The organism is Streptomyces sp. NPDC036815 (genome assembly GCF_055609205.1).
The window spans coordinates 14877-38128 of sequence record NZ_JBVJPW010000013.1; the positions used below are offsets into that span (position 1 = coordinate 14877).

Consider the following 23252-nt stretch of genomic DNA (forward strand, 5'->3'; position numbering starts at 1 on the left):
ACGGTAACCCGCAAATGCCGACATTCCAGACATATATTCATGTCGCGGGCTCCAGTTGGGCGTCTCTGCGGAGGAGGGCGGCGTAACGGCCGTCGCGCTCCAGAAGCTCCTCGTGGGTGCCGCGCTCGGCGGTGCGGCCGGCGTCCAGGACCACGATCTGATCGGCGCCGCGCACGGTGGAGAGCCGGTGGGCGATCGTGAGGGTGGTCCGGTCGGCGGACAGGGCGTCGATGGCCTCCTGCACCGCCCGCTCCGTGCGGTTGTCCAGGGCGCTGGTCGCCTCGTCGAGGATGAGGACCGGCGGGTCGCGCAGGATCGTGCGGGCGATGGCCAGGCGCTGCTTCTCGCCGCCGGAGAAGCGGTGGCCGCGCTCGCCGACGACCGTGTCGTACCCGTCCGGGAGCGACGCGATGTGGTCGTGGATCTGTGCGGTGCGCGCCGCGGTGACCAGTTCTTCGTCGGTGGCGTCCGGCTTGGCGAAGCGGAGATTGTCGGCGACCGAGGCGTGGAAGAGGTACGTCTCCTGAGACACCACGCCGACCGCGCGCGCGAGGGTGTCGAAGTCGAGGTCGCGCACGTCGACCCCGTCGAGCGTGACGCGGCCGCCCGTGACGTCGTAGAGCCGGGGGACGAGGTGGCTCAGGGTCGACTTGCCGGAGCCGGTGGGGCCGACCACAGCGAGGCTGCCACCCGCGGGTATCGCGATGTCGATGCCCTGGAGCGTGGGGCCCGACTTCTCGTCGTACCGGAACTCGACGTCCTCGAACCGGACCTCGCCCTTGATCTGGTCGAGATGCACCGGCTTCTCGGGCTCGGTGATGTCTACGGGCAGGTCCAGGTACTCGAAGATGCGCTGGAAGAGCGCGAGCGAGGTCTGGATCTGCACGCCGGTGGAGAGCAGGCTCACGGTCGGCCGGAACAGGCCCTGCTGGAGCGAGACGAAGGCCACGAGCGTGCCGATCGAGACGGTCGGGCCGCCCATCTGGAAGGCGAGACCGGCCGTCCAGTAGATGACGGCGGGCATGGCGGCCATGACGATCGAGATGACGGCCATGCGCCAGCGGCCCGCCATGCTGGAGCGGATCTCCAGGTCGACCAGCTGCTCGGACTCGTCGGCGAAGGACTTGGTGAGGGAGTCGGCACGCCCCATGGTGCGGCCGAGGACGATGCCGCTCACGGAGAGCGATTCGGTGACCGTCGCGGCCATCACGGCCATCTGCTTCTGGCGCTGCGTGGCGATCTTCTTGCGCTCGCGGCCGACACGGCGGCTGATCCACACGAAGACCGGGAGGAGGAGCAGCGAGACGACCGTGAGCCGCCAGTCCAGGGCGAGCATGGCGACGACCGTCGCGATCACGCTCGTGAGGTTGGAGACCAGCGATGTGGCGGTGGAGGTGACCGTCGCCTGCATGCCCCCGATGTCGTTGGCGATCCTGGACTGGACCTCGCCCGTGCGCGTGCGCGTGAAGAAGGCCAGGGACATGCTCTGCAACCGGCCGTAGACCGCGGTGCGCAGGTCATGCATGACGCGCTGGCCCACGGACGTGCTGATCAGGGTCTGCAGGACGCCGAAGACGCTCGTGACGACCGCGCTGAGGACCATGCCGAGCGCGAGCAGGCTCAGTAGGCCCGTGCGCCCCTGGGGCAGGGCGGTGTCGAGGATCTCCTTGAGCAGGAACGGGGTCGCGACCGAGACGAGCGAGGCGGCGCAGACCAGCAGGCCCACGATCGCGAGGCGGCCCCGGTAAGGACGGAAGAGGCGGAGGATGCGGCGCATCTGGCGTGGCTGCGGCTCCTCGCCGGGGGCGGAGGGCTGCGGCGTCCAGGTGGGTTCGTCGTGGCGCATGGGCTCCTTCGGGATCTCGGACGACGATGACTCGGGGAGCATAGCTCACTGTTACCTACACTCACAATGCACAAGGTCCTGATAATGTTCCCGCATGAACACCCCGGACCCAGACGGCCTGCTCGCCGAACAGTTGCTGCGGCTCACCCGCAGGCTGCAGCGGATCCAGAAGCGCCACCTGGTGCCGACCGGCATCACGCCCGCCCAGTCCCGTCTCCTGCGCACCCTCGCGCACTACGAGACCCCGCCGCGCATGGCCGACCTCGCCGAGCGCCTCGAAGTCGTGCCCCGCGCCGTGACCACCCTGGTCGACGGCCTGGAGGCCGCCGATCTCGTGCGCCGCGCGCCCGACCCGACCAACCGCCGCGTGATCCGCATCGAACTCACCGACGCGGGCCTCAAGGCCCTCGGTGAGCTCCGCGGCGCGCGCCGGGCCGCAGCGGAGGACATCCTGGCTCCACTGGACGCCGAACAGCGCGCGCAGCTGGGCACCCTGCTGAACGCGCTGTTCGATGTGCCGGACGTCCGCCGCTGCTGACACCACCGGCCCGCCGGACACCGCCACCGGCACCGACGGGCAGGCCGCCGCAACCGCCGAGGAGAGCTCATGCCACTGCTGGAGCCCGAGCCGGACGCCCTGCGTCCCGGTGCCGCGTCGCGCACGGACGGCCCTTCCCACGACCGCGTACCGGACCGGCGGGCCACCGGCACACCCGAGCCGCTGCGCTCGGAACTGACCGCACTGCTCGGCGCGGACAAGGTCCTGACGAAGGTCTCGGACCTCGTGCGGTATGCCTCGGACGCCAGTCCCTACCGCTTCGTGCCGCAGGTGGTGGTCGTCGCCGAGGACATCGACGACGTGTCCGCCGTCCTCTCGTACGCGCAGGGCAAGGGCCGCGAGGTCGTGTTCCGCGCGGCGGGCACGTCGCTGAACGGCCAGGCCCAGGGCGAGGACATCCTGGTCGACGTGCGCAAGCACTGGTCCGGCGTCGAGGTGCTCGGCGACGGCGAGCGGGCCCGTATCGGCCCCGGCACCACGGTCGTGCGGGCCAACGCCACCCTCGCCCGGTTCGGCCGGGTGCTCGGCCCCGACCCCGCCAGCGCGATCTCCTGCACCGTCGGCGGCGTCGTCGCGAACAACGCGTCGGGCATGACCGCGGGCACCACCCGCAACTCCTACCGCACGGTGGCCTCCCTGACCTTTGTCCTCCCCTCCGGGACGGTCGTCGACACGGCGGCGCAGGACGCCGACGAGCAGCTGGCACACGCGGAACCGGTCCTGTGCGAGGGCCTGCTGGCACTCAAGCGGGAGATCGAGGCGGACCCCGATCTGGTCGCCCGCATCCGCGCCAAGTACGAGATCAAGAACACCAACGGTTACCGCCTCGACGCCTTCCTCGACGGCGCGACGCCGGTGCGGATCCTGCGCGGCCTGATGGTCGGTTCCGAGGGCACGTTCGGCTTCATCTCCGAGATCGTCTTCGAGACGCTGCCCCTGGACCGGCACACGAGCACCGCCCTGCTGTTCTTCCCCTCGCTGCCCGCTGCCGCCGCCGCGGTGCCGCTGTTCAACGCGGCCGGCGCGCTCGCCGTCGAGCTGATGGACGGCAACACACTGCGCGCTTCGGTGAGCGTCCAAGGGGTGCCCGCCGACTGGGCGAGCCTCCCGAAGTCGACCACCGCGCTCCTCGTGGAGTTCCGCGCTCCGGACGAGAGCGCCCAGGAGAGGTACGAGGCGGCCGCCGCCACGGCCCTCGAAGGGCTCGAACTGGTCGCGCCCGTAGCGTCGGTGACCAACGCCTTCACGCGTGACGCGAAGACGATCGGGGGCTACTGGAAGGCGCGCAAGGCGTTCGTCACCGCCGTCGGCGGCGCCCGCCCGTCGGGGACGACGCTCATCACCGAGGACTTCGCGGTCCCGCCCGGGCGGCTCGCCGAGGCCTGCCAGGCGCTCCTCGACCTCCAGATCCGGCACGGCTTCGACGCCGCCGTCGCGGGCCACGCGGCCCACGGCAACCTCCACTTCCTGCTCGCCTTCGACGCGGCGATCCCCTCCGACGTGGAGCGCTACGCCGCCTTCATGGACGACTTCTGCCGCCTGACCGTGGAGCGCTTCGACGGCTCGCTCAAGGCAGAGCACGCCACAGGCCGCAACATCGCGCCCTTCCTGGAACTGGAATGGGGCCCGCAGGCCACGGAGTTGATGTGGCGCACGAAGCAGCTGATCGACCCGGGCGGCGTCCTCGCGCCGCGCATCGTCCTCGACCGCGACCCGAAGGCCCATCTGCGCGGCCTCAAGACCATCCCCAGGGTGGAGCCGATCGCCGACCCGTGCATCGAGTGCGGCTTCTGCGAACCGACGTGCCCCAGCCAGGACTTGACCACCACTCCGCGCCAGCGGATCGTGCTCCGTCGCGAGATGATGCGCCAGCCCGACGGCTCTCCGGTCGAGGACGGCCTCGTCGAGGCGTACGGCTATGACGCGGTGGACACCTGCGCGGGCGACTCGACGTGCGGCATCGCCTGCCCGGTCGGCATCGACACGGGCGCCTTGATGAAGGACTTCCGCCACGCGCGGCATTCGCCCCGGGAGGAGAGAGCGGCCGCGTTCGCCGCGAAGAACTTCAAGGTGGTCGAGGCCTCGGCGCGGCTCGCGGTGGCCGCCGCCGACAGGATCAGCGACCGGTTCCTCACCGCGGCGACCCGCGCCGCCCGCAGGGCCGTACGCCCCGACCTCGTCCCGGAGTGGCTGCCCGGGATCCCTGGCGCCGCCGCGCGCAGGCTCCCGCGCACCCGGCGCGTGGACGCCGCCGCCGTCTACTACCCGGCATGCGTCAACCGCATCTTCGGCGGCCCGGGCGACCTCTCCCTGGCCGAGGCCCTGGTCGCCGTCTCCACGCGCGCGGGGCGGCCGGTCTGGATCCCGCAGGACGTCGCGGGGACGTGCTGCGCGACGATCTGGCACTCCAAGGGGTACGACGCCGGGAACAGGATCATGGCCAACCGCATCGTCGAGGCGGCCTGGGGCTGGACCGCGGGCGGCCGACTGCCGTTGATCGTCGACGCCTCGTCCTGCACGCTCGGCATCGCGCACGAGGTCGTGCCCTACCTGACCCCGGACAACCGCGAGCTGCACCGGGAGCTGACCGTCCTCGACTCGATCGTCTGGGCCGCCGACGAACTGCTACCGCGCCTGACCGTGCACCGCACGGTCGGCTCCGCCGTGCTCCACCCCACCTGCTCCATGCAGCACCTCGGCGACGAGGCACAGCTGCGCGCCGTCGCCGAGGCGTGCGCGGACGAGGTGGTGGTCCCTGACGACGCGGGCTGCTGCGCCTTCGCCGGTGACCGCGGCATGCTCCACAAGGAGCTCACGGAATCGGCCACGCGCAAAGAGGCCGCCGAGGTCCTGTCCCGCTCCTTCGACGCGCACCTCTCTGCGAACCGCATGTGCGAGGTCGGCATGGACCATGCGACGGGCCGCGGCTACTACTCCGTGCTCCTGGAGCTGGAACGCGCGACCCGCGCTCCGGCGCCGGGTACGGGAGGGGGCACCGGCACCTAGACCGCTCCCAGCCTCGCTCCGAGAAGTCCAACTGCCTGACCACTTCGGTCCCTTGCGCCTCGCCCGCACCCCCGTAAGGGTGGCTTCCGCCCCAGTGGTAGAGACCAGCCGCCCTTCAGCTACGGAGGTCCGATGCACGACGAGAACGCGACACCGACTCCCGACGGCACCAACCCCTACGACGGCGTCGATGGCCCCGGCGCCGATGGCACGAAGGGAGACGGCCACTCGCGCCGTACGGTGCTCCGGACGGCGGGCCTCGCGGGCGCGGGGCTAGGGGTCGGCGCCTTCGCGGGCGGCACGGCGCACGCCGACGCTCCCGCCGCCACGGCCACGACGGACACGACTGCGCAGGACACGGCCGAAGCCCCGGCCCGCCAGGGCAAGACCATGATCGGCGTGCCGTTCCAGCGGCGTTCCACGGTCCGGGTGGGGATCATCGGACTCGGCAACCGCGGCGGCAGCATGATCGACCTCTTCCTCGCGATACCCGGCGTCCGCGTCGTCGCGCTCTGCGACCCGGTCAAGGAGAAGACCGCCGCCGCCGCGAAGAAGGTCACGGCAGCGGGCCAGCCCGCCCCGGCGACGTACACCAAAGACGAGCACGACTACGAGAACCTGTGCAAGCGCGGCGACATCGACTTCGTCTACGTGGCCTCGCCCTGGGACTTCCACTTCGAGATGGCCAAGTCGGCGCTGCTGAACGGCAAGCATGTCGGCGTGGAGTGCCCCATCGCCCTGCGCCTGGACGAGCTGTGGGAACTCGTGAACCTGTCCGAGCGCACCCGCAGGCACTGCATGCAGCTGGAGAACTGCTGTTACGGCAAGAACGAGATGCGCGTCCTGCGGATGGCCCACGCCGGTAAGTTCGGCGATCTGCTGCACGGCGCGGGCGCGTACAACCACGACCTGCGCGGCCTCATGTTCGACCCCGACTATTACGAGGGTCCGTGGCGGCGGCTGTGGCACACCCGGCTGCGCGGCGACCTGTACCCCAATCACGGCTTCGGTCCCGTCGCCAACTACATGGACGTCAACCGCGGTGACCGCGTCACGCACATCTCCAGCTTCGGCACGCCCTCGCTCGGCCTCGCCGAGTACCGCAAGGCGCACATGCCGGCGGGCGACCCCAGCTGGAAGGAGACGTACATCGAGAGCGACCGCACGATCAGCCTCGTCCAGACCGCGAAGGGACGGGTGATCCGCCTGGAGCACGACGTCTCCACGCCCCACCCCTACAGCCGCATCAACAGCCTGGGCGGCACGCGGGGCGTCTTCGAGGACTACCCGGAGCGCATCTACATCGAACCGGACCACACGAACGACGAGTGGGGCGACTTCGCCAAGTACGCCGACTTCGACCACTGGTTGTGGAAGGAGCACGCCAACCCGCCCGGTGGGCACGGCGGCATGGACTACATCATGATCTTCCGTCTGATGCAGACCATGCGGCTCGGCCTGGTGCCGGACTTCGATGTGTACGACGCCGCGACCTGGACGTCGCCCGTGCCGCTCAGTCATCTGTCGATCAAGGCGAAGGGCGCCCCGCAGGCCATCCCCGACTTCACGCGCGGCCTGTGGAAGAAGTCCAGGCCGGGCCTGGACTCCGAGAAGCCGCAGGAGGCGTGACGGGGTGAGGGGGTTGGGCGGGCTGACGAGGGCGGGCGGGCAGGGCGGCGAGGCGCCGCCCTGCCCGGTCCTGTCCGGCCCCGCCCTCCCCCAGCCTCTCTCCGCTCAGCAGCGCCGACGGTCCTCCGTCAGGGTCCCCTGGGCGGTGGCGAGGGTGCGGTCGTAGCAGCCCGTGTCGCCGATCAGCCGGTAGCGCTCGCGCGAGGTGCCCACGGCGTGCCGCTGATCGCGCGGAACGTTGGCGGTGTACGTCGCGTCGCCGTCGTAACGGTCCTCCAGCACCGACCCGTTGGCGCGCCGTCCGCCGCTGGTCGTGGCGCTCTCGGTGCGGTCGCCGAGGGCGATCCTGGTCCGCAGCCGGTCACCGTCGCCGAGAGTGGTCGTGCCGTCCATGGTGTACGTCCGGTCGGTGCGCACCGCGCGGCGGCCCGTGGTGACCGTCTCTCGGTCGGTCCACGTCGCCTTGAGCGTGTCCATCGCCTCGCCGTCGGTCCAGCGGTGGACGGATGTGTTCGCGAGGGTGCGGGTCACGGTCGTCGCCACGCGTCCGTGGGAGGTGTTCACGTACCCCGACACGCTGAGCCGGTGGCCTCCCTCCGTGTCCAACCGGTGTGCCTCATCGCCGGAACCCGGCTTGTACGTCGACTCGTTGGCGAGGGTGCCTTCCCGGTGACGGGTCAGGCGGCCCGTGACGTGGTCGCGCTTCTCGTCCTGCCAGACCAGGACGTTGACCGGGGTGCTCCAGCCGGTCTGCGCCTCGGGGACGCCGACCACGGAGACCTCCACCCGGTGCGGGCGCCCGTCGTTGAGGATGCCCGCGAAGGGGGTCAGGTCGTACTCGATGGGCTTGATGTCGAAGGCGCGGGGTCCTGGGATCACGTACCAGAGAAAGGGGTTGGACCAGCCGCCGGTCCAGACGGTGGGGAACGGTGCGGCGATTCCGGCCAGTTGACCGTCGACCTTGACCTGCACCTCGCGGTACGGGCCGCGGTCGGCCTTGCACGAATGGGGCGCGGCATCAGGCACCGTCAGATACCAGTACTCCTCGCACCCGCCGCCGGACCCGGTCGCGTACACCTCGGCGATGATGCGTTCGCTGTTGCGCGGGGTGGTGAGGCTGGTGGTGTCCCCCAGCGGGACGACGCGGTCGGGGACGGCCGGGGACGCGTGCCCGTGCTTCCCCCGCTCGTAGAACGTGAGCGTCGCTTCGACGTCGATGATGCCGGTGTAGGTGTCGTTGACGACGTTCCCTATGAGCATCTCGACCTGCTGGTCGCGGTCCAGCGTCTCGCTGTACCGGGTGACGTCCTTCTCCACGGACCAGGTGATGCCGTCGGCGGAGGGCTCCGGAGTCGACGTGCGGAAGACTTCTACGCCGCCGATACGGAGGTAGCCGAGGCGGTCGTACTGTCGCCCCTTCACCTTGCCGTCGAGCCGCAGGACCACCTTGCCCCAGTGTCCCTTGCCGCACTTCTCCGGAGGGGCGTAGGACCCCTTGTACGGCGTGAAGTCTTTGAACTGCGCCTCGGCGACGGTCACTTCACAGAACTTGGTGTGCGGTTTCGGCACCGGCGGCGCGGCGGTGACCGGGTCGTGCCAGTCGTTGCCGAACTCTGGCGGAGGCGTGTCGGCGGCGGCCGGACCGGCACCGAGGAGGGTGCTCGCGGCGAGGACCGCACCCACGAGCATGGACATGACGCGTCTTCTCATGGGTGATTTCTATGGGCAGTCGCCGATCACCGCAATGGTTCCGCTCGGCGGCTCACGCCCGCAGGTTGGCCCTGTCTCCCATCACGACGACGGGGTGCTGCTCGGGGTCGAGCGTGCGCAGCAGGGCCTCCATGCCCGGCTTGGACAGGCTCACACAGCCCGACGTGCCACTTCCGTGATCCATGTGCAGCCAGATACTGCCGCCCTTGGACTGGCCCTGGGGGCGCGTCGGGTCGTTCGGCGGAGTGCCCTTCGCGCGGTTGTAGTCGATGGCGATGACGTAGTCGAAGTCGTGCCAGTGCGTCTTGGGCCAGTAGTGCGGAGCCTGGATGGACGCGGACTGCGTGTAGGGGAACTTGGCACCCGGGTCCGCGAGCACTCCCCCCGCGTCGGTGAGCGTGAACACGCCGACCGGACTCCGCTTGTCGTTCTCCCGGTGGTCGGTGGTCCAGCCCTTCTTGCCGTTGTGCGCGGGCCAGCTGCGGGCCTTCTCCCAGGTCGTGTCCTTGCCGCCGGACTTCGTGTACAGCACCACGGTCGACTTGGCCGAGTCCTCGCCGTCGCCGTAGACCGCGACGACCTGACGGGAGTTCTTCGGAATCTCGGACTGCAGGCGGTCGCCCACATCAGGGATGCGCCGGAGATCCACGGCCCCGGCGCCCTGGCCTCTCCCCTGCCCCGTGCTCTTGCCGTGCCCGGCGTCGCCCTTCCCCGAAGCGTCGTCACCGCTCGCGCAGGACGTCAGAAGGACACCACTGGCCGCCACCGCGACCACCGTTCGCACCACACCGGCTATACGCATCCGCCCATGGTCGCACCCGGTCCGCGTGACTCCGGCCCAGCCCCTCGGCCCACGCCGGGACCGGGCCGATTCTTTACCTCGGAGCGGAAAATCGTTTGCTTCGGACCACCGCGCGAGGCGAACCTTTCACGGTTTGCAACCGCCATCCGCCTATTCGTCCGTTCGCTCGGTCTTCTTCCTGGAGCAACGGCCGCCGCACCGAGTGCTGGGACATCATGCAGATTCGCGACCTTCCGTTTCCCGACCCCGGCGTCCCCGATGCCCGGTCTGGGCCGCGCTTCCTGCTGTGGCTGGGCCGCAACCAGCTCGGCGGGCAGCTCAAGTCCCTTGCCTGGGGCCTGCTGCACTTCACCTCCATCGCGGGCCTGCCCTACATGGTCGGCGTCGCCGTCGAGGCCGTACTGGACCGCTCCGGCGCCCGGCTCGCCATCGCGGGCGCGTTGATCGGCCTCCTCGGCATCGGCATCTCGGTGGGCGACACGATGCTGCACCGCACCGCTGTCACCAACTGGATCACGGCCGCGGCCCGCGTACAGCAACTGCTCGCCCGCAGGACCGCGGCGCTCGGGTCCGCGCTGACCCGGCGTGTCGCCGCCGGTGAGGTCGTGGCGGTCTCCACCGGCGACGTCGAGAAGATCGGATGGTTCGTTGAGGCCCTGTCGCGCTTCGCGGCGGCTGCCCTCACGGTCGTCCTGGTCTGCGTCGGGCTCGTCATCTACCAGCCCGCTCTCGGAGTCGTCGTCGCGGTGGGCATCCCGGTGCTCGCGCTCACCGTGCTGCCGCTGCTGCCCCGAGCCACCCGTCGGGCGGACCTCCAGCGCGAGAAGGCGGGGCGAGCCACGGAACTGGCCTCCGACACCGTCGCCGGGCTGCGGGTGCTGCGCGGCATCGGCGGCGAGGAGCTCTTCCTCGACCGATACCGCCGCGCCTCCCAGGAAGTCCGCACGGCCGCGGTACGCAGCGCCCGGATGTGGGCCGTCATCTCGGCGATCCAGATCCTGATGCCGGGACTGCTGCTGATCGCGGTCGTCTGGCACGGTGTGCACCTCGCGCGCGAGGGCCGCATCGCGGTAGGCGAGCTCGTCACGGTCTACAGCGCCATCATGATGCTCAACTACCCGCTGCGGCACTTCGAGGAAATCGCCATGGCGTACTCCTTCTCGCGCCCCTCCGCGAAGCGGGCGGCACGGGTTCTTGCGCTGCAGAGGACGGTGGAGGCGGCGGGCTCTGAGGATGAAGGCTCTGGGGTCGGGGGCTCCGGGGACTCGGCAGGCGATTTCGAGCTGTCAGGACGTGATCTGTACGACCCGGCCACGGGCCTGCTTGCCCCGGCCGGTCGGTTCACCGCCGTGGTCTGCGGCGACCCGGACGAAGCGGGCCGACTCGCCGAACGGCTCGGGGGACACCCCTCCTTCGAAGAAGCCTCGGCGCTGCCGTCCGTACGCCTGGGCGACGTACCGCTGGACGACCTGCCGCTGGACGCCGCCCGCACCGCCGTCCTCGTCCAGGACAAGGACCCCGTCCTGCTCTCCGGCACACTGCGCGCGCTCCTCGACGTACCGGCGTCGGGAGACGTCAGTCCCAAGGACGCACTGACCGCGGCGCAGTGCGCCGACGTACTCGACGCGCTTGCGCAGGCATCGGTGGACGACGACCCGATGGCCGCCCACCTCACCGAACGTGGACGCTCCCTCTCCGGCGGCCAGCGCCAACGCCTCGCCCTGGCCCGTTCGCTCGTCACCGACCCGGACGTACTGGTGCTCGACGAACCGACGTCCGCCGTCGACTCGCACACCGAGGCCCGGGTCGCCGAGGGCGTCCGGCAGCTGCGCCAGGGCCGCACCACCGTGGTGCTCACCTCGTCACCGCTGCTCCTGGACCACGCCGAGCGCGTCGTCTTCCTCGCCGACGGCGAGGTCGCCGCGGTGGGCGAGCACCGTGAACTGGTGCACAGCGAGCCGCGGTACCGCGCGGTCGTCACCCGCGAGACCGACGACGAACGTCTCGCCGCACAAACCCTGACTGATTTCGACATCGAGGAGACGGCATGACCGGCCTGGCGCCCCCGGCATACGACCCGGCGGCCCCCACGACGGCGGAGACCCTGCCCGTCGGCTCGGCCGCGACCGTGCGCACCTACGTGCGCGAACTGTTCCGACGCCACCGCCGGTCGTTCCTGCTGCTCATCCTGGTGAACACGCTCGCCGTCGTCGCCTCGATGGCCGGGCCCTACCTGCTCGGCGACCTGGTCGAGAAGGTCTCGGACGACTCCCGTGACCTTCATCTGGAGCTCACCATCGGCCTGTTCGTCCTCGCACTCCTCGTGCAGGCCTACTTCGTGCACGAGGTACGGCTGCGCGGTGCGATGCTCGGCGAACGGATGCTCGCGGATCTGCGCGAGGACTTCCTCGTACGCTCCGTCGGGCTGCCGCCCGGCGTCCTGGAACGGGCCGGTACCGGCGATCTGCTCTCGCGGATCACCACGGACATCGACCGCCTCGCCAACGCCATGCGCGAGGCCGTGCCGCAACTCGCCATCGGTGTGGTGTGGGTCGTGCTGCTGCTCGGCGGGCTCGCGGTGACCGCACCGCCGCTGGCTCCCGCCGTGCTCGTCGCCGTACCCCTCCTCGTCCTGGGCTGCCGCTGGTACTTCAAGCGGGCGCCGTCCGCCTACCGGTCGGAGGCCGCCGGGTACGCCGCCGTGGCCGCCGCCCTCACCGAGACCGTCGACGCGGGACGCACGATCGAGGCCCATCGGCTCGGTCCCCGCCGCGTCGAACTCTCGGAGCGCCGCATCAAGGAGTGGACCGCCTGGGAGCGGTACACCCTCTATCTGCGGTCGGTCCTCTTCCCGATCATCAACCTCACCCACGTGACCGTGCTCTGTTCGACCCTGATGATCGGCGGTGTCTTCGTCCTCCAGGGCTGGATCGGCGTGGGCCAGCTGACCACGGGGGTCCTGATCGCGCAGATGCTCGTCGACCCGCTCGGGATCATTCTGCGCTGGTACGACGAGCTTCAGGTCGCCCAGGTCTCGCTGGCCCGGCTCGTCGGAGTGCGCGACATCGAACCGGACTCCGGCGACTCGTCCCTGGTTCCCGAGGGGCGCCATGTCCTCGCCGACGACGTGCACTTCGGCTACCGCGCGGGCGTCGACGTGCTCCGCGAGGTGTCGCTCGCCGTCGAACCCGGCTCGCGGGTGGCCCTGGTCGGTCCGTCCGGAGCGGGCAAGTCGACCCTCGGCAGGCTGCTCGCCGGAATCTACGGACCGCGCACCGGCCACGTCACCTTGGGCGGCGCCGCCCTGTCGGCCATGCCCGCGGAACAGGTGCGCACGCACGTGGCCCTGGTCAACCAGGAACACCACGTCTTCGTGGGCTCCCTGCGCGACAATCTCCTCCTCGCCAGGACGGGGGCGCGTGACGCCGAACTCTGGGCGGCGCTCGGCGCGGTCGACGCGACCGACTGGGCGCAGGCCCTCGACGACGGCCTGGACACCGAGGTCGGCTCGGGCGGCTTCGCACTGACGCCGGCCCAGGCCCAGCAGATCGCCCTGGCACGCCTGGTCCTCGCCGACCCGCACACCCTGGTCCTGGACGAGGCGACCTCGCTCCTCGACCCACGTGCGGCACGGCACTTGGAACGCTCCCTCGCCCGCGTCCTGGACGGCCGCACCGTCGTGGCCATCGCCCACCGACTCCACACGGCACACGACGCGGATGTGATCGCGGTGGTCGAGAGCGGCCGGATCACGGAACTCGGCAGCCACGACCAACTCGTGGAGGCGGACGGCGCATACGCGGCGCTGTGGCGGTCCTGGCACGGGTAGCGGGTTCACGGGTAGCAGGTACACGCGCAGCAGGTATGGGAGTGGTCCGGCGGAACGGGGGTGCGAGTCGGCCCTCATGTACCGGGGGTACGGGTCGGTCCTCACGTACCGGGGGGCGTGGGCCGGTCCTGGCGGGCCAGGGGCGCGGGTCGGTCCTGGCGGGCCAGAGATGTGGGTAAGGCCTGGTGCGCCAGGGGTGCGACGGCGACCTGCGCCCCGGCGACCGGCCGGCACTGTTCGACTCACCAGCACGTCCCCGTCGCCCTCGACCAGGTCGACGCCGTGTACTACCTGGTCTACGGCCGTGCCGCCGTCGTCGGCCGCCACACCGAGCTGCTGGCCGAGCACCCGGGCTACCGGCGCCTGGTGTCGCCCGGCGCCGGGGAGGACGAGGTGAGCGAGACGGACGAGGGAGGCGAGACGAGTGAGCACGCGGAAGAACAGCACACGCCCCGTACCCGCAAGCTCTCCCCCCGTCCCACCGAGCCGAGTCATGAAGCGCTCCGATGGCACCCGCGACGCGGTCCCGCCAGAGCGGCGCGGCCGCCGAGGCCGAACCCGGGCACCTGCCCGCGGCCGACCGCCGTCAGGTCGGCCGGGCCGCTGTCCACCTCATAGGGCAGGACACCGCGGCCTTCCTGGACCCGACAACGGCACGTCACACGGAACGCGCCCTGACTGCCGTCCTCCGCGGGCGCACCGTCATCGCCATCGCCCACCGTCTGCAGACGGCCCACGACGAGGACCGCCTGGCGGTCACGGAGGACAGCCGGCTGACCGAGCTCGGATCCCACGACGAGCTCGTGGCTGCCGGTGGCGCCGCCGCCACGCTGTGGCACGCCTGACGCGGCGAGCACCCGGCCACCGGCTGGACGGGGATGGTCACGCCCTGCGACCGGAAGGGCTTTCCGGTGCGGCCGGTCGGCCCTCAGGCGAAGGCTGAGCGACCCATCATGATCACTTTCTGATGCTCGCAGACGAGCCGTCGGATGAATCAGATGAAGTTGAGCGCGGCCGCGCAGCCCACTCCCCCGAGCAGCATGAACACCGGCATCAAGACCTTCAGCTCGATCCAGCTTCCGGCCCGGAACCGCATCATCTTCGGCGGTCCGATCGGGTACCAGCGCTTGCGGCCGATGGGAATGGGCCACAAGATCGGGCACCCGGATACGGTCAGCGCGTCCCCGATGTCGTGCACCAGCGCACCGAGCACGATCGGCAGGCCCAGCCACAGATACTCCTGGCCGGGCGCGGTGAACATCCAGTCCGCGCCGTTGCCGGGCTTGTCCAAGACCCCGGCGAGGATCCAGGCACTCGTCGCGGCGAGCAGCCACACCAGCACATCGCTGCTCGACCCGCGGGCCGCCCGCCACAGCAGGCCTTCGATGGCGAGCACCATATGGACGAAGAGGATCCCGAGGACGGCCCACCGCCCACCGAAGATCGCCAGGGCCGACGCGCCCGCTCCTATCAGCACGGCCCACAGCCAGGTGTGGGTGAGGGTGCGGTGTCCACCCGAGCGCCGTGGGTCCCCCTGCTTTCGTGTCGCCTTGTAGACGGAGTAGGAGAGCTTGTCGACGATCTCGCACAGGCCCCGCGAGAGCGGTCCGAAGGCACGCGAGATGGTCGCCGACTTGTGGTCGAGATCGGGCGCGAGCGCCGCTCCGGCGCAGATCAGCGCTCCTACGAGGAGGACCGGCCAAGGCATGGTGTGCCCGGCTGCCGCCGCAGCGGCACCGACCCCCAGCCAGGCTGCTGCCCCCGACAGCGAGTGTGCCGGTCCCATCATTGCTGTTGCCCGCCCCATTTCGATTCTTCTGACGCCCCGTTGGCCACACAGCGTAGCGTTCGTGATCTTCGTGGAGACCTCCGGTTCCCTCATCGGGGTGGAAGGAAGGCAAGATGGGGGTGTGACCCTTATTGATCAGCTGCCGCCGGATGCCGACCCCGATGCCCTCTTCGAAGCCTTCTCGACGTGGGCCGAGGACCAGGGCATCACTCTCTACCCGGCCCAGGAGGAAGCGCTGATCGAGGTGGTCTCCGGGGCCAACGTGATCCTTTCCACGCCCACCGGCTCCGGCAAGAGCCTGGTCGCGGCGGGGGCCCACTTCACAGCTCTCGCCCAGGACAAGGTCACCTTCTACACAGCGCCGATCAAGGCTCTGGTGTCGGAGAAGTTCTTCGACCTGTGCAAGCTCTTCGGCACCGAGAACGTCGGCATGCTGACCGGCGACGCCTCGGTCAACTCCGACGCCCCCGTCATCTGCTGCACGGCCGAGGTGCTCGCCTCGATCGCACTGCGGGACGGCAAGGACGCCGACATCGGCCAGGTCGTCATGGACGAGTTCCACTTCTACGCCGAGCCGGACCGCGGCTGGGCCTGGCAGATCCCCCTGCTGGAACTTCCCCAAGCGCAGTTCATCCTCATGTCGGCGACGCTCGGCGACGTCAGCATGTTCGAGAAGGACCTGACGCGCCGGACCGGCCGTCCCACGTCGGTCGTCCGCTCCGCGACGCGGCCGGTCCCGCTGTCGTACGAGTACCGTCTGACGCCGATCACCGAGACGCTCACCGAGCTCCTGGAGACCAAACAGGCGCCGGTCTACATCGTCCACTTCACCCAGGCCCAGGCGGTCGAGCGCGCGCAGTCGCTGATGAGCATCAACATGTGCACGCGGGAGGAGAAGGACAAGATCGCCGATCTCATCGGCAGCTTCCGCTTCACCACCAAGTTCGGCAAGAACCTCTCGCGCTACGTGCGCCATGGGATCGGCGTGCACCACGCGGGCATGCTGCCCAAGTACCGCCGTCTGGTCGAGAAGCTCGCGCAGGCCGGGCTCCTCAAGGTCATCTGCGGCACGGACACTCTGGGTGTCGGCGTCAACGTCCCGATCCGCACGGTGCTTTTCACCGCCCTCACCAAGTACGACGGGACCCGCGTCCGCACTCTGCGCGCGCGGGAGTTCCATCAGATCGCCGGGCGCGCCGGGCGTGCGGGCTTCGACACGGCGGGCTTGGTGGTCGCTCAGGCGCCGGAGCACGTCATCGAGAACGAGAAGGCTCTCGCCAAGGCCGGCGACGACGCGAAGAAGCGCCGCAAGGTGGTCCGTAAGAAGGCACCCGAAGGCTTCATCGCCTGGTCGGAGAGCACCTTCGAGAAGCTCATCGGTTCCGACCCGGAGCCGCTGACCTCCCGCTTCCGGGTCACACACACCATGCTGCTGTCGGTGATCGCCCGGCCCGGCAACGCCTTCGAGGCGATGCGTCACCTCCTCGAGGACAACCACGAGCCGCGCAAGCAGCAGCTGCGGCACATCCGCCGTGCCATCGCGATCTACCGCTCCCTCCTCGCCGGCGGTGTCGTGGAGAAGCTCGACGAGCCGGACGCCACGGGTCGCATCGTGCGCCTGACCGTCGACCTGCAGCAGGACTTCGCCCTCAACCAGCCGCTTTCGACGTTCGCCCTCGCGGCCTTCGAAGTCCTGGACCCCGAGTCCCCTTCGTACGCCTTGGACATGGTGTCCGTCGTCGAGTCGACACTCGACGACCCGCGCCAGATCCTCGCGGCCCAGCAGAACAAGGCGCGGGGCGAAGCCGTGGCGCTGATGAAGGCGGACGGCGTCGAGTACGAGGACCGGATGGAGCGGCTCCAGGACATCACGTACCCGAAGCCCTTGGAGGAGCTCCTCTTCCACGCGTACAACACGTACCGCACCAGCCACCCGTGGGTCGGCGACCACCCGCTGTCCCCGAAGTCCGTCATCAGGGACATGTACGAGCGGGCACTGTCCTTCACTGAATTCACGTCGTTCTACGAACTCGCCCGCACCGAAGGCATCGTGCTGCGCTACCTCGCCAGCGCGTACAAGGCCTTGGAGCACACGATCCCGGACGACCTGAAGTCCGAGGACCTGGAGGACCTGATCGCCTGGCTCGGCGAAATGGTGCGCCAGGTCGACTCCAGCCTCCTCGACGAGTGGGAGCAGCTGGCCAACCCGGACGTCATGACCGCGGAAGAGGCGCAGGAGAAGGCCGACCAGGTCAAGCCGGTAACGGCCAACGCCCGTGCCTTCCGCGTCCTGGTCCGCAACGCGCTGTTCCGCAGGGTCGAGCTGGCTGCCCTCGACCATGTCGAGGAGCTGGGCGAGCTGGATGCCGAGTCCGGCTGGGACGCGGATGCCTGGGGCGAGGCCATGGACAAGTACTGGGACGAGTACGAAGATCTCGGCACCGGTCCTGACGCACGCGGTCCCAAGCTGCTCCTCATCGAGGAGGATCCTGAGCACGGTCTGTGGCGCGTCCGCCAGACGTTCGCCGACCCGAACGGCGACCATGACTGGGGCATCAGCGCGGAGGTCGATCTCGCGGCCTCCGACGAGGAGGGCCGTGCCATCGTCCGGGTCACGGACGTCGGCCAGCTCTGAGGGCCCCGAGGAGCCACGCGTCCCGGACAGGAGTCGAGGAACTGTCATGAACAATCCCGCCGACCGGCTGGTCGATCTGCTGGACCTGGAGCAGATCGAGGTCAACATCTTCCGGGGCCGCAGTCCGAACGAGTCCCTGCAGCGAGTCTTCGGCGGCCAGGTCGCCGGACAGGCCTTGGTAGCGGCGGGCCGGACCACCGAGGGCGACCGCCCGGTCCACTCACTCCACGCGTACTTCCTGCGCCCGGGGCGCCCAGGCGTGCCCATCGTGTACCAGGTCGAACGGGTCAGGGACGGGCGCTCCTTCACCACGCGCCGCGTCACCGCCGTCCAGCAGGGTCGCACCATCTTCAACCTCACCGCCTCTTTCCATCAGCCCGAACAGGGCGCTTTCGAACACCAACTGCCGCCGCGTCTCACGGCCCCCGATCCGGAGACGCTGCCGACGGTCGCGGAAGAGATCAGGGAGCACCTCGGCGCGCTCCCCGAGCAGTGGGAACGCATGGCCCGGCGCCAGCCCTTCGACATCCGTTACGTCGAACGGCTGCGCTGGACCGCCGAGGAGATCAAGGACGCCGAGCCGCGCAGCGCGGTGTGGATGCGCGCCGTCGGCCCCCTGGGTGACGACCCCCTCGTGCACACCTGCGCGCTCACGTACGCGAGCGACATGACGCTCCTCGACGCCGTCCGCATCCCGGTGGAGCCGCTGTGGGGCCCCCGCGGGTTCGACATGGCATCGCTGGATCACGCCATGTGGTTCCACCGGCCCTTCCGCGCGGACGAGTGGTTCCTCTACGACCAGGAGTCCCCCATCGTCACGGGGGGCCGCGGCCTCGCCCGGGGCCGCATCTACGACACCGAGGGCCGGCTCCTGGTTTCGGTGGTTCAAGAAGGACTGTTCCGCCCGTACGGGGAGCGCCACATGGACAGTCCGACAACAGGCGCGTGACCGACGGAGATCCTTGGCGGGAGGCGCCGTGCGACGGGTTGATGTGGTGGAGCGACGGGCGAGGCTGGCACTGCGCCACCGGTTGACCGCGGACACCAAGTCGGACGATCCGGTCGAGGTGGCCCGGTCGCTGCTGGCTCTGCACGGCACCGACCCGTCCTCGGTCTACCTCGGCGCCTGGGCCCGAATGCGGGACGGCCGCCTGGCGGACGTGGAACGCGCCCTTTATGAGGACCACTCGCTGATCCGCTTGATGGGCATGCGGCGCACGGTCTTCGTCACGTCCCTGGACGTCGCTCCGGTGCTGCAGGCCGCATGCTCGCGGGCGGTTGCCGCGCGCGAACGCCGTCTCGTTCTGGGCATGCTTGCGGAGTCCGGCGTCGCCGATGACGCGGCGGGTGTTCAGGCGTGGCTGGCGGAGGCCGAGCAATTGGTGCTGAAAGCGCTGAGGGAACGGGGCGAGGCAACCGCGGCCGAGCTTGCGAACGCCGACCCGAGACTGAGCACCGAGCTGGTCATGGCTCGCGGCAAGAGTTATGAGGGGCGGCAGAAGCTTGCCAGTCGGCTCCTTCTGCTGCTCGCCACCGAGGGCCAGGTGGTACGCGGGAGGCCGCGCGGCACCTGGACTTCCCATCAGTACCGATGGGCGCCACTGACTGACTGGTTCCCCGGTCGCCTCGCCGACTGGGACACTCACGTTGCCGAGACGGAGCTTGCCCGGCGATGGCTGCGGGCGTTCGGTCCTGCCACCGCCGATGACCTGCGCTGGTGGGCCGGGTGGACCAAGACCCAGACGAAGGGTGCGCTGACCGAACTGCGTCCCGTTGAGGTCGACTTGGGAGGGGCGACAGGGCTGCTGCTTCCCGATGACGTGGAGGAATCCCCGCGCCCCGAGCCATGGGCCGCGCTGCTGCCGGCCCTCGACTCCACGCCGATGGGGTGGCAGCACCGCGGCTGGTTCCTCGGGGAGCACGGCCCGCGACTCTTCGACAGGAACGGAAACATCGGCCCGTCCTTGTGGTGGGACGGCCGCATCGTCGGCGGATGGGCCCAGGACAGCAAGGGCGATGTCGTGTGCCGGTTCCTCGAGGACGCCGGTGCTGATGCTCGGGACGCGGTGCATGCGGAGGCTGAGCGCCTCACCTCTCGTCTGGCCGGTGCGCGGCTTGCCCCGCGTACCCGTGGGCGTACGTGGCTTGAGGAGGAGCTGGCTGGATGACCGGCCCAGAGGAGGCCGAGGACGGGACTTGACGGGCATGTGTACTTCCGTTCAGAAGGCTTGGGCTCATCGGACATCGATCGCCGCGCTCGTGGGGCCGACCGGGCGTGTACAATGCCATGGTCAGGAACGTCTTGAGTGCGATGCGATGTAGACGCTCGCGGCAAAGACGCTTTCTGCCGTTGCTTACCGAATCGAACGGTCGCCCTACGCCCTCCTGCGGCGCAACCACTTCATCAAGCTGCGCGACTCCTGCGCCGATCCCTCGACGGCGGCTTCACTCGGCGGCACGATCACTCCGGCAGGAACGGTCGATTCCGACGTGATGCGTGGAGCGGGCCGCGGTGCCGGGCGCTGAGCTCGGGCCTGCACGAGGCCGATCAGCAGGCTGGAACGCAGCCATCGGATTTCGTCGGGGTCGTCCGCGGTCGTGATCTTCTCTACGATCCGCGCACCGGGTGAGTCAGGCGCCCCATGGGAACGGGGCACGGGCTGCAGCCGCTGGAGATAGGCGCGCTCATAGGGGTCCCTGACGATCTCCGCGATCTGCACCGGGTCGAGCAGCGATGCCATGGCGGCGGCGCGCTCCCATGCGTCGCCCGACTGGCGCAGCAAGAATCCCGCGTGTCGCCCGCGCCAATTACGTGGTCGCAGGTCCTGGCCTTCGTCGAGCCGGTGACGCATCGTTTCCGGCATACGGCCCGTGAGCAGCCTGGCGTTGATCTCGGATTCGGCGAAGTGCCGTAGCTCTTCGGCGAGATAGAGCCACACGACGGCGCGGTACCGATTTAGATAGAACTTCACGGGCGTCAGGACGCCTGCGCGGGCGAGGCGGGTGAAACGTGCCGTGGTGATGTGCATGAGCTCCGCGCCCTCCGTGGTGCCCACGGCTCTGACGCTTTCCCGCAGCGCCGCGGGAGACCCTTCGCTCCCGCGCACGCGATCGATCTCCTCGCGAGTGACCCGCCGCTGCCCGCTGGCGGCTTCTCCGACGGTGCGAATACGACCCAGCATCACCGCCAGGTCGAACTCACTCCGCTTCAGGCCCAGTTCCTTCGCCGCCCGGGTCGGCGTGACGGCCGACGGAAGGCTCGTTGCGCGGGCGGGTTGCGTGATGGTGTCGCCGGTCATGGTGGCTCTCCCCCGTGAGATGAACTTGCTCTCGGGAAAAACCGTAGCCCGATCACCGCGATCCTCGCTAAGCCTGTGGATAACCCTTGACGTGGCAACGTCAGAGCAGGTCAGAGGTCCACGACAGGCGTGCGCTCCGGCTGTCGGGCGCCCACGCCCAAGTGCTCGCCGACCCGGTTCACGAGCAGCGTCATCTCGTAGGCGACCTGGCCCATGTCGGCCTCTGCCGAGCTCAGCACAGAGAGGCAGCTGCCGTCGCCCGCTGCCGTGACGAAAAGGACCGCATCGTCGAACTCGACCATCGTCTGACGCACGTTGCCCGCCTGGAAGTGGCGCCCCGAGCCCTTGGCGAGGCTGTGCAGTCCTGAGGCGACCGCGGCCAGGTGCTCCGCGTCCTCCCGCTTCAGATCCGAGCTCGCTGCGGTCACCAAGCCGTCGTTGGACAGCACCAGCGCATGCCGTACGTGCTCTATACGCTGCGTCAGATCGTCGAGCAGCCAGCCGAGCCCCATGCTCTGCCCCATGTTCCTGTCTCCCCGTGTCCGCTCCCCCTGGCTGGAGGATCTGACCTGCCAGCCTTCACCACGACCGGCGCCCCGGCAAGCATGATGGGGCCATGGCACAGAAGATGACCGATCACGAGTGGCGGGCGTTCGTCTCACACGGCACCCGCACCGCCAAGCTCTCGACCGTCAGAGCGGACGGCAGCCCGCACATCGCGCCGATCTGGTTTCTGCTCGACGGGGACGACCTCGTGTTCAACACCGGCAAGGAGACCGTCAAGGGTCGAAACCTCACACGCGACGGACGCGTGGCCGTGTGCGTGGACGACGACAAGCCGCCCTTCGCCTTCGTCGTTCTGCAGGGTCGCGCCGAAGTGAGTGAGGACCTCGAAGAGCTCCGGCACTGGGCGGCCCGGATCGGCGCACGCTACATGGGCGAGGACCGAGCTGAGGAGTTCGGCAAGCGCAACGGCGTACCTGGGGAACTCCTCGTGCGCATGCGGATCGACAAGGCCCTGGCGTACGCCGCAGTCGCCGACTGACCGGCTCCCAGATGCCTCTTCGGGGCGCCTGACAGCACGCTGGGAGCCCCCCGGGTGGGCACCCGCCGATCACCCACCGAGCGTTCCCAGCGGGCTCAGCCCACCGAATCGAGCAGCCGGGCGGTATGGACCCGCCCGGCATACTCGACCAGACGGATCAGCACCTCCTTCCCCGAATCGCGGTCCCGGGCGTCGCACAGCACCACGGGTGTGCCACGGTCGAGGTCCAAGGCGCGTGACACATCGTGTGCTCCGTAAGTACGTGTGTTCGCGAAGCAGTTGACCGCCACGACGAACGGAATGCGGCGGTGCTCGAAATAGTCCACGGCGGGGAAGCAGTCCTCGAGCCGACGGGTGTCCGCGAGCACCACGGCGCCGAGAGCGCCTTGTGACAGCTCGTCCCACAGGAACCAGAAACGGTCCTGGCCCGGAGTGCCGAACAGGTACAGCGACAGGCCCGACCGAATGGTGATACGGCCGAAGTCCATGGCCACCGTCGTCGTGGTCTTCCGGTCGACGCCCTCGGTGTCGTCCACCGACTGCCCCACCTCACTCAGCAGTTCTTCGGTGCGAAGCGGGCGGATCTCGCTGACCGCGCCCACCAAGGTGGTCTTGCCCACCCCGAAACCCCCCGCGACCAGGATCTTCAGCGCCATGGCAGCGGTCTCGGCAGCCATGGCGTCAGAGCGCTCGGAGCCCATCGATCACCTCTCGGAGGATCTTTTCGTCGGGAAGCTGTGCGGGTGGTACCGGACGGCTGACCTTCACGCAGCCCATCTCCAGCAGATCGCCGAGAAGCACTCTCACCACTCCCACGGGCAGATCGGCGCCGGCGGCGAGCTCGGCGACGGACTGTGTTTCGGGGCGGCACAGTTCGATGAGTGCCCGGTGTTCGGGGCCGAGCGCGGTGTGGTCGCCGGGCCCAGGTGCGCTGGGGTCGAGCCTCACGAGTGCGATCAGGTCGAAGCGGACTCCATGCGGCCCCGGCCGGGTCCGTCCGCCTGTCATCGCGTAGGGGCGCACGAGGGGGCCGGCCTCGTTGTCGTACCACTGGCTGCCGGGCCGGCCCGGCACGTCACTCGTCTCCTCGGTCATGAGTTCCG

17 protein-coding genes and 1 pseudogene are annotated in these 23252 nt (G+C 69.7%); 10 read left to right on the forward strand and 8 right to left on the reverse strand.

The genetic code is table 11. The features are described 5' to 3' along the window. Positions 1-37: 37 nt before the first annotated feature. Complete coding sequence (locus tag ACZ69I_RS24955) at positions 38-1846, reverse strand: ABC transporter ATP-binding protein (protein ID WP_470834696.1); 1809 nt, start codon at positions 1844-1846, stop codon at positions 38-40. Positions 1847-1940: 94 nt separating this feature from the next. Here ACZ69I_RS24955 and ACZ69I_RS24960 point away from each other — a divergent pair, with 94 nt between their 5' ends. The 3 genes from ACZ69I_RS24960 (at position 1941) to ACZ69I_RS24970 (ending at position 7040) form a co-directional block, all read left to right on the forward strand. Further along, positions 1941-2384: a MarR family winged helix-turn-helix transcriptional regulator gene (locus tag ACZ69I_RS24960; RefSeq protein ID WP_470834697.1), complete on the forward strand. Its 444-nt coding sequence runs from the start codon at positions 1941-1943 to the stop codon at positions 2382-2384. Positions 2385-2453: 69 nt separating this feature from the next. Beyond that, the gene (locus ACZ69I_RS24965; protein ID WP_470834699.1) at positions 2454-5411 is read left to right on the forward strand and encodes an FAD-binding and (Fe-S)-binding domain-containing protein; all 2958 of its coding nucleotides are present in this window, start codon (positions 2454-2456) and stop codon (positions 5409-5411) included. A 132-nt stretch (positions 5412-5543) separates the two neighbouring features. Next, the gene (locus tag ACZ69I_RS24970; protein ID WP_470834700.1) at positions 5544-7040 is read left to right on the forward strand and encodes a Gfo/Idh/MocA family protein; all 1497 of its coding nucleotides are present in this window, start codon (positions 5544-5546) and stop codon (positions 7038-7040) included. 105 nt (positions 7041-7145) lie between these two features. Here ACZ69I_RS24970 and ACZ69I_RS24975 read toward each other — a convergent pair whose 3' ends face one another. Together ACZ69I_RS24975 and ACZ69I_RS24980 are read right to left on the reverse strand one after the other, a co-directional pair. Continuing rightward, a complete protein-coding gene (locus tag ACZ69I_RS24975) occupies positions 7146-8750 on the reverse strand; it encodes a peptide-N4-asparagine amidase (protein WP_470834701.1) in 1605 nt (534 codons plus the stop codon). Between the two features lie 52 nt (positions 8751-8802). Next, positions 8803-9552, reverse strand: coding sequence for a L,D-transpeptidase family protein (locus ACZ69I_RS24980; protein ID WP_467682754.1), 750 nt, complete (start codon positions 9550-9552; stop codon positions 8803-8805). Between the two features lie 215 nt (positions 9553-9767). On the opposite strand from ACZ69I_RS24980, the gene ACZ69I_RS24985 reads away from it, so the two are divergent. The 3 genes and pseudogenes from ACZ69I_RS24985 to ACZ69I_RS24995 all read left to right on the forward strand — a co-directional run. Beyond that, positions 9768-11603, forward strand: coding sequence for an ABC transporter transmembrane domain-containing protein (locus ACZ69I_RS24985; RefSeq protein ID WP_470834703.1), 1836 nt, complete (start codon positions 9768-9770; stop codon positions 11601-11603). Continuing rightward, positions 11600-13381, forward strand: a complete 1782-nt coding sequence (locus ACZ69I_RS24990; protein WP_470834705.1) for an ABC transporter ATP-binding protein — start codon at positions 11600-11602, stop codon at positions 13379-13381. The genes ACZ69I_RS24985 and ACZ69I_RS24990 overlap by 4 nt, the downstream gene beginning before the upstream one ends. 635 nt (positions 13382-14016) lie before the next feature. Further along, positions 14017-14226 (forward strand): annotated as a pseudogene (locus ACZ69I_RS24995) (ABC transporter ATP-binding protein); the annotation flags it as partial. A gap of 149 nt (positions 14227-14375) precedes the next feature. Here ACZ69I_RS24995 and ACZ69I_RS25000 read toward each other — a convergent pair. Continuing rightward, entirely contained in the window at positions 14376-15170 is a 795-nt protein-coding gene (locus ACZ69I_RS25000; protein WP_470834706.1) for a metal-dependent hydrolase, read from the reverse strand. Between the two features lie 28 nt (positions 15171-15198). Between ACZ69I_RS25000 and ACZ69I_RS25005 the strand changes: the two genes are divergently transcribed. The 3 genes from ACZ69I_RS25005 to ACZ69I_RS25015 are packed head-to-tail and all read left to right on the forward strand — an operon-like array spanning position 15199 to position 19973. After that, on the forward strand, positions 15199-17805 hold the full coding sequence (locus ACZ69I_RS25005) for a DEAD/DEAH box helicase (protein ID WP_470834883.1): 2607 nt from the start codon (positions 15199-15201) through the stop codon (positions 17803-17805). A 46-nt stretch (positions 17806-17851) separates the two neighbouring features. Next, entirely contained in the window at positions 17852-18754 is a 903-nt protein-coding gene (locus ACZ69I_RS25010; protein ID WP_389722979.1) for an acyl-CoA thioesterase, read from the forward strand. A 28-nt stretch (positions 18755-18782) separates the two neighbouring features. Beyond that, positions 18783-19973 carry a winged helix DNA-binding domain-containing protein gene (locus tag ACZ69I_RS25015; RefSeq protein WP_470834708.1) on the forward strand — a complete coding sequence of 397 codons (1191 nt, stop codon included), beginning with the start codon at positions 18783-18785 and terminating at the stop codon, positions 19971-19973. A gap of 207 nt (positions 19974-20180) precedes the next feature. Here ACZ69I_RS25015 and ACZ69I_RS25020 read toward each other — a convergent pair whose 3' ends face one another. Both ACZ69I_RS25020 and ACZ69I_RS25025 read right to left on the reverse strand, forming a co-directional pair. Next, positions 20181-21104 (reverse strand): DUF6397 family protein, encoded by a 924-nt coding sequence (locus ACZ69I_RS25020; protein WP_470834710.1) that lies wholly within the window; start codon positions 21102-21104, stop codon positions 20181-20183. Positions 21105-21214: 110 nt separating this feature from the next. After that, positions 21215-21628, reverse strand: coding sequence for a roadblock/LC7 domain-containing protein (locus ACZ69I_RS25025; RefSeq protein ID WP_467682746.1), 414 nt, complete (start codon positions 21626-21628; stop codon positions 21215-21217). 92 nt (positions 21629-21720) lie between these two features. Here ACZ69I_RS25025 and ACZ69I_RS25030 point away from each other — a divergent pair, with 92 nt between their 5' ends. Continuing rightward, positions 21721-22149: a PPOX class F420-dependent oxidoreductase gene (locus ACZ69I_RS25030; protein ID WP_470834711.1), complete on the forward strand. Its 429-nt coding sequence runs from the start codon at positions 21721-21723 to the stop codon at positions 22147-22149. 95 nt (positions 22150-22244) lie between these two features. Here ACZ69I_RS25030 and ACZ69I_RS25035 read toward each other — a convergent pair whose 3' ends face one another. Both ACZ69I_RS25035 and ACZ69I_RS25040 read right to left on the reverse strand, forming a co-directional pair. After that, positions 22245-22850, reverse strand: a complete 606-nt coding sequence (locus tag ACZ69I_RS25035) for a GTP-binding protein (protein WP_470834712.1) — start codon at positions 22848-22850, stop codon at positions 22245-22247. After that, positions 22831-23244, reverse strand: coding sequence for a DUF742 domain-containing protein (locus ACZ69I_RS25040; RefSeq protein WP_470834714.1), 414 nt, complete (start codon positions 23242-23244; stop codon positions 22831-22833). The genes ACZ69I_RS25035 and ACZ69I_RS25040 overlap by 20 nt, the downstream gene beginning before the upstream one ends. Positions 23245-23252: the final 8 nt, after the last annotated feature.